Source organism: Paraburkholderia sp. A1RI_3L (assembly GCF_048957895.1).
GTDB lineage: Bacteria > Pseudomonadota > Gammaproteobacteria > Burkholderiales > Burkholderiaceae > Paraburkholderia > Paraburkholderia kururiensis.
In genome coordinates, this window is the sequence record NZ_JARCHA010000023.1 from 42,864 (window position 1) to 50,130 (window position 7,267).

Annotated in this window: 4 protein-coding genes; 1 reads left to right on the top strand and 3 read right to left on the bottom strand. The window is 65.3% G+C overall.

All coding sequences use genetic code 11. The features are described from left to right. Positions 1 to 13 precede the first annotated feature (13 nt). Genes PXJ20_RS31450 through PXJ20_RS31460 form a run of 3 tightly spaced genes read right to left on the bottom strand, consistent with a single transcriptional unit; the run spans position 14 to position 6,552 of the window. Positions 14 to 3,820 (bottom strand): nitrate reductase subunit alpha, encoded by a 3,807-nt coding sequence (locus PXJ20_RS31450; RefSeq protein WP_421032294.1) that lies wholly within the window; start codon positions 3,818 to 3,820, stop codon positions 14 to 16. A 39-nt stretch (positions 3,821 to 3,859) separates the two neighbouring features. Beyond that, the gene (locus PXJ20_RS31455) at positions 3,860 to 5,269 is read right to left on the bottom strand and encodes a NarK family nitrate/nitrite MFS transporter (RefSeq protein ID WP_421032295.1); all 1,410 of its coding nucleotides are present in this window, start codon (positions 5,267 to 5,269) and stop codon (positions 3,860 to 3,862) included. Next, positions 5,266 to 6,552 carry an MFS transporter gene (locus PXJ20_RS31460; protein ID WP_413214883.1) on the bottom strand — a complete coding sequence of 429 codons (1,287 nt, stop codon included), beginning with the start codon at positions 6,550 to 6,552 and terminating at the stop codon, positions 5,266 to 5,268. The genes PXJ20_RS31455 and PXJ20_RS31460 overlap by 4 nt, the downstream gene beginning before the upstream one ends. Before the next feature lie 410 nt (positions 6,553 to 6,962). On the opposite strand from PXJ20_RS31460, the gene PXJ20_RS31465 reads away from it, so the two are divergent. After that, on the top strand, positions 6,963 to 7,267 hold a 305-nt coding region (locus tag PXJ20_RS31465; RefSeq protein ID WP_421057473.1), incomplete at its 3' end, for a hypothetical protein.

Sequence of the window (7,267 nt, forward strand, 5' to 3'; positions counted from 1 at the left end):
GATCGACGATGCTTCAGGGGTTCTCGCCCTGCGACTGGAAGGCTTTCGCGAGCTCGTCGCCGCGCGGCGTGTCGAGCCAGTCCACTTGTTTCATCTTGCGGACCACGACGAACTCGTCGCGGTTGGTGCCGATCGTTCCGTAATAGTTGAATCCGTAGGCAAGCTGCGCGTAGCCGCCAATCATGTGAGTGGGCTTGAGCACGATGCGCGTGACGGAGTTGTGAATGCCGCCGCGCACGCCCGTGATCTCCGAGCCCGGCGTGTTGATGATCTTTTCCTGCGCGTGGTACATGAGCACCATGCCCTGATTCACGCGCTGGCTCACCACCGCCCGGGCCGCAATGGCGCCGTTGATGTTGAAGAGTTCCACCCAGTCGTTGTCTTCGATGCCGGCGCGCTTCGCGTCGTCTTCCGAAAGCCATACGACGGGGCCGCCGCGGTTGAGCGTGAGCATCAGCAAGTTGTCGCTGTAGGTGCTGTGAATGCCCCACTTCTGGTGCGGCGTGATGAAATTCAGCACGATCTCGGGCTCGCCGTTCGAGCGGATGTTGTGAATCTCGCTCGTCGCTTTCAGGTCCACGGGCGGCCGGTAGCTCGAAAAACCTTCGCCGAACGCGATCATCCACGGGTGGTCCTGGTAGAACTGCTGCCGCCCGGTGAGGGTGCGCCAGGGGATCAGTTCATGCACGTTGGTGTAGCCCGCGTTGTAGCTCACCGTCTCGCTTTCGATGCCGCTCCACGTAGGCGAGCTGATGATCTTGCGCGGCTGCGCCTGCACGTCGCGATAACGGATCTTCTCGTCTTCGCGATAGAGCGCGAGGTGCCGGTGTTCGCGGCCCGTCGCCTTCGAGAGCGCGTCCCACGCCTTCACGGCGACGTGGCCGTTGGTTTCGGGCGCGAGTTGCAGGATCACCTCGCAGGCGTCGATGTCGGTGACGATCTTCGGCATGCCTTGCGTCACGCCGGGTTCACGCGTCACGCCATTGAGTTCGCCCAGTTGCCGCACTTCGGTTTCGGTCTGCCACGCAATGCCCTTGCCGCCGTTGCCCACGCGGTTCATGAGCGGCCCGAGCGCTGTGAAGCGCTTGTAGAGGTTCGGGTAGTCGCGCTCCACCACGTTGATCTGCGGCGCCGTCTTGCCCGGCACCACGGGGCATTCGCCCTTGTGCCACTCCTGGACGCCGAACGGTTGCGCAAGCTCGCCCGGCGAGTCGTGCATGAGCGGCGTGAGCACGACATCTCTCTCGACGCCCAGATGCCCCACGCTCACTTCGCTCACGGCCTTGGCGAAACCCTTGTAGATCTCCCAGTCGGAGCGCGCTTGCCAGACCGGGTCCACCGCTGCGGAAAGCGGGTGGATGAACGGATGCATGTCGCTCGTGTTGAGGTCGTTCTTCTCGTACCAGCTTGCGGTGGGCAGCACGATGTCCGAATAGAGGCACGTGGTGCTCATGCGGAAGTCGAGCGTGACGAGCAGATCGAGCTTGCCTTGCGGCGCGTGCTCGTGCCATTTCACTTCGGCGGGCTTCGCGTCGTCGCGGCCCAGGTCCTTGCCTTGCACGCCGTTTTCGGTGCCGAGCAGGTGCTTGCAGAAATACTCGTGACCCTTGCCCGACGAACCCAGCAGGTTCGAACGCCACACGAACATGTTGCGCGGCCAGTTTTCGGGCGCGTCCGGGTCTTCGCAGCTCATGCGCAGACTGCCGTCGGTGAGGCCCTGCACCACGTAGTCCTTCGGCTCCATGCCTTTCGCCGCCGCGGCTGCCGCGATATGCAGCGGGTTGGTCTCGAGTTGCGGCGCGCTGGGCAGCCAGCCCATGCGTTCGGCGCGCACGTTGTAGTCGATCATGCTGCCGCCGTACTGCTTGCGGTCGGCGAGCGGCGAGACGATTTCGTCGACGTTGAGCTTCTCGTAGCGCCACTGGTCGGTGTGCGCGTAGAAGAAGCTCGTGCTGTTGGTCTGGCGCGGCGGACGCACCCAGTCGAGCGCGAAGGCGAGCGCGGTCCAGCCCGTTTGCGGGCGCAGCTTTTCCTGGCCCACGTAGTGCGCCCAGCCGCCGCCGCTCTTGCCGATGCAGCCGCACATCATGAGCAGGTTGATCACGCCGCGGTAGTTCATGTCGGCGTGGTACCAGTGGTTCATGGCGGCGCCGATGATGACCATCGAGCGGCCCTGCGTCTTGTCCGCGTTGGCGGCGAATTCGCGGGCCACGGTGACGATCTGCTCGCGCGGCACGCCGGTGATGCTCTCGGCCCAGGCGGGCGTGTAGGGCGCGTCGTCGTCGTAGCTCGCGGCGCCGCTGCCGAAGCCGCGGTCGATACCGTACTGCGCGGCCTGCAGGTCGAACACGGTGGCGACAATCGCTTCGCGCACTTCGCCGTCTTTGCCGAGCGGCAGGCGCACGGCGGGCACGTGCGCCATGTTGATGTCGCCTTGCTGCGCATTGGCCGGGAAGTGCGGCGAGGTGATGCCGCCGAAGTAGGGGAATGCCACGTCGACGATCTCGTGGGCCTGTTCCTCTCCTTCGATCACGGAAAGCTTCAGGTGCACCGGCCCGCCGTGGCGCGCTTCCTTGTCTTCGAGGTTCCACTTGCCTTCGTCGTCGCGGCCTTCTGCGCCCCAGCGGAAGCCGATCGAGCCGTTCGGCAGCACGGCGTGGCCGGCCATGTCGAACGCCATGGTTTTCCATTCGGGGTTGTTCGACTGGCCCAGCTTGCCGTTGAAGTCGCTTGCGCGCAGATAGCGGTCGGGCACGAGCGTCACGCGGCCGTCGGGCAGCGTGTGCTCGCGCAGCAGCACGAGCATGGGCAGGTCGGTGTAGCGGCGCGCGTAGTCGTCGAAATAGGCGCTGCGCGTGCGGAAGTAGAACTCGTTGAGCGCGACGTGGCCCATCGCCATGGCGAGCGCGGCGTCCGTGCCCTGGCGCGGGTGCAGCCAGAGGTCGGAGAGCTTGGCTACTTCGCTGTAGTCGGGCGTGACGGCCACCGTCTTCGTGCCCTTGTAGCGCACTTCGGTGAAGAAGTGCGCGTCCGGCGTGCGGGTCTGCGGCACGTTGCTGCCCCACGCGATGATGTAGCTCGAGTTGTACCAGTCGGCCGATTCGGGCACGTCGGTCTGCTCGCCCCACACCTGCGGGCTCGAGGGCGGCAAATCGCAGTACCAGTCGTAGAAGCTCATGCACACGCCGCCGATCAGGCTCAGGTAGCGGCTGCCCGCGGCGTAGCTCACCATGCTCATCGCGGGAATGGGCGAGAAGCCGATGATGCGGTCCGGCCCGTGCTGCTTGATGGTGTAGACGTTGGCGGCGGCCACGAGCTGGTTCACCTCGTCCCACGTGCTGCGCACGAAGCCGCCCATGCCGCGCACCTTCTGGTAGTCGCGGCGGGCTTCGTCGTCTTCCACGATGGACGCCCATGCGGCCACCGGATCTTTGGCCACGGCAAGCGCCGCGCGCCAGCGCGAGAGCAGCCGGCCGCGCACCATCGGGTACTTCACGCGGTTGGCGCTGTAGAGGTACCACGAGTAGGAGGCGCCGCGTGCACAGCCGCGCGGTTCGTGATTGGGCATGTCCCAGCGCGTGCGCGGATAGTCGGTCTGCTGGGTTTCCCACGTGACGATGCCGCCCTTCACGTAGATCTTCCAGGAGCACGAGCCCGTACAGTTCACGCCGTGCGTGCTGCGCACGATCTTGTCGTGCGACCAGCGGTTGCGATAGGCGTCTTCCCACGTGCGGTCCTCGCCCGTGGTGACGCCGTGTCCGTCCGAGAAGCGTTCCCTGGGCAACACGAAGTGCGTCAGGCGATCGAGGAAGTGACTCATGTAACGGCTCCGTTTGAAATCAGCAAGAATCAGCAAGAATCAGCAGGGCATAGGCGCGTTGCGGCGGGCGTAGTGCCACCAGGTCACGGCGATGCAGATGAGGTAGAAGGCGATGAACACGTAGAGCGCCGCTTCCGGGCCGCCCGTGAGCGCAATCGAGCTGCCGTAGCTCTTCGGGATGAAGAAGCCGCCGTAGGCCGCCATGGCTGCGGAAAAGCCGAGCGTGGCGGCGGCTTCGGTGTTGCCTTCCTTCGTGGCGCGCGCCACGGCGTCGCGGTCCTTGGGGTTCACTTCGCGCAGCTTCAGCGTCTGGAAGATCACGGGGATCATGCGGAACGTGGAGCCGTTGCCGATGCCCGTGGTGAGAAAGAGCACGAGGAAGCTCGAAAAGAAGCCGCCGAACACGCCGCCCGAAGGACCGGTGGGCAGAAAGTACAGCACGCCGCCCACGGCGCAGGCCATCACAACGAAGTTCCAGAGCGTGACGCGCGCGCCGCCCAGCCGGTCGGCGAGCCATCCGCCGAACGGACGCACCACCGCGCCGACGAGCGGCCCGAGCCACGCGTAGGCAAGCGGGTTGATGCCGGGGAACTGGCTCTTGATGAGCAGCGGAAAGCCTGCCGCATAACCGATGAACGAGCCGAAGGTGCCCAGATAGAGCACGCACATGAGCCAGTTGTGCTTGCGGCGAAAGATCACGGCCTGCTCGGAGAACGACGCCTTGGCTTCGGCCAGATCGTTCATGCCGAACCAGGCGGCAAGCGACGCAATGGCGATCCACGGCACCCAGACGAACGCGGCGTTCTGCGTCCAGACCTGGATCGTCTCGTGATTCTTGATGATGGTTTGCGGCGCGCCGCCGAAGATGCCGAAGACGCCGGCGGTCACCACGAGCGGGCTCAGGAACTGCACAACCGAGACCCCGAGGTTGCCGAGGCCCGCGTTCACGCCGAGCGCCGAACCCTTGCGCTCCTTCGGAAAGAAGAAGCTGATATTGGCCATGCTCGAGCTGAAGTTGCCGCCGCCGAAGCCGCACAGCAGCGCGAGCAGCAGCATGGTGGGGTAGCTCGTGGTGTTGTCCTGCACGGCAAAGCCGATGCCGAGCGCGGGAATGAGCAGCGACGCGGTGGAGATCGCCGTCCAGCGGCGACCGCCCACGAGCGGCACCATGAACGAGTAGAAGATGCGCAGCGTCGCGCCGCTCAGCGCGGGCGCGGCGGCGAGCCAGAACAGCTGGTTCGTCGAGTAGTGAAAGCCGAGCGAGGGCAGGCTCACGGCCACCACGCTCCACACCTGCCAGATGGCGAAGGCGAGAAATAGCGCCGGCACCGAGATCCACAGGTTCAGTCGCGCGACGGCTTCGCCCTCGCGTTCCCAGAACGCCTTGTCTTCAGGCGTCCAGATTTCGAGCAGGCGGCCGCGCCGCGAGCCCAGGGGTTGGGAGTTCATTTGGATTCTCCTTGAGAGGGGCGCACATTCGGTACATTCGGCACATTGAGCACGTTGGCCGTGCGCACTTCGGTCCAGTACATCCAGATCAGCGAGACCCAGACGATTCCGTAAAGCAGCATGAAGGCGCTGGAGCGGATGCCGGTGAGGTCGAGCAGTGCGCCGAACAGAATGGGCAGCAGGAAACCGCCGAGGCCGCCCGCGAGGCCCACGATGCCGCTCACGGCGCCGATGTTGTGCGAGAAGTCGTTGCTGATGTACTTGAAGACGCTCGCCTTGCCGAAGGCCCAGCAGATGCCGAGCAGGAACATGAGCGCGGTGAAGGTGTAGACGTTGAGGCCGACGTGGAAGGTCTTCGCGCCGGCCACCGTCGATACGGTGAACGAGGTTTGCGGGTAGCTCAGCAGGAAGAGGCAGACCCAGCTCACCCACATCACCCACCAGGTGACGCGGTGCGCGCCGTGACGGTCAGAGAGCACGCCGCCAATGGCGCGCAGCACGCCGCCCGGCAGCGAGAAGCAGGCCGCGAGCAGGGCGGCCACGCGAATGTCGAGCCCGTATTCGCCGACGTAGTACTGCACCATCCAGAGGCTCAGGCCCACATAGCCGCCGAACACGATGCTGTAGTACTGGCAGTAGCGCAGCACCTTCGGGTCTTTCAGCACGCGCAACTGTTCGGTGAAGGTGGTGTTGGCGGGCACCACATGCTTCGGGTCGCTCGCGCTGCCCAGCCAGAAGACGATCAGCGTGCCGAGCAGCAGCGCGGCGTAGACCTTGGGCACGCTCGTCCAGCCGTAGGCCACGAGCAGTGCGGGCGCGAGAAACTTGTTGACCGCCGCGCCCGAGTTGCCGGCGCCGAACACGCCCATCGCCGTACCTTGCCGCTCCTTCGGGAACCAGCGTGCGACGTAGGGCGTGCCCACGGAGAAGGCACCGCCCGCCAGCCCCAACACGATACCGATGGCGAGGTAGTGCCAGTACAGCGTCGCATACGCCATCAGCCACACGGCGGGCACGACCACGGCGAGCAACACGGCCATGACGATGCGGCCGCCGAAGCGGTCGGTCCAGATGCCGAGCGGCACGCGGATCAGCGACCCGGAAAGCACCGGCATCGCGGTGAGCAGGCCGAACTCCGTCGCGTTCAGTCCGAGCGTCTTACGGATGGGAATGCCGATCACGGCAAACATCATCCAGACCATGAAGCACACGGTGAACGCGAAGGTGCTGACCGCGAGTACGGACCAGGCCTTGCGGGGAACGGGAGTGGGAGAGCTGCGCACGGCGTACCGCCATCGTTGACAGGATGGCTCATTGTGGTTGGCGCGCCGGTGCCTGAATATCCGCCCGGTGGGTGCACGGGGCGAAGCGGAAGAACGATGCCGAAGGGGTCGGGGTAGTTCGAAAGAACTATGTCGTGGGGCGCGTGCCGATAAAAGACCAGGCGCGAATGGCGTCGTGCGCCGACAGGCATGCGGCGTGCGGCCCCATGCGAAAGCGTGCGCACAACCAGGGCATGCACAAGTCGCCGGGCAGCGGTTGCGTAGAAAGGCCGCGCGGAAAGATCCGCTTACAAAAACGCTACGGCGTTCGACAACGCAGGGGCGGGGCTTGTGGTCAAATGCGCATCGACCTTGAGTTTTGTGAAGCCATGTGTACCCAGCATTCGAGCATTAACCCCTCCGGCAGTCTGATGAATGGCGCGCGAGCGCGTGCAGCGGGCCTGCGCCGCATCGCGTTGCGAAGCGCGGCGGCGCTTGCCGTGCTGACCGTGGCAGGCTGTGCGGCGTATCCCTACAACACCTACGGCACCTACGACAGTTCGTATTACGGCGGCGCGGTGGACAACGGCTATTACTACGCGCCGTACGGACCGGCAACCGTCTATGACAACGGCCCCGTCTACTACGGGCCGGGCTACGGCGGCTGGTATGGCGACCGCGGTTACTGGCGCGATGGCGACCGTGATTGGGGACACGGGTCGTGGGGCGACCGCGG

Bases quoted from the DNA above. Each gene is read 5' to 3' on its own strand.
- PXJ20_RS31455 (WP_421032295.1), bottom strand. From the start codon at position 5,269: ATGAACTCCCAACCCCTGGGCTCGCGGCGCGGCCGCCTGCTCGAAATC.
- PXJ20_RS31450 (WP_421032294.1), bottom strand. From the start codon at position 3,820: ATGAGTCACTTCCTCGATCGCCTGACGCACTTCGTGTTGCCCAGGGAA.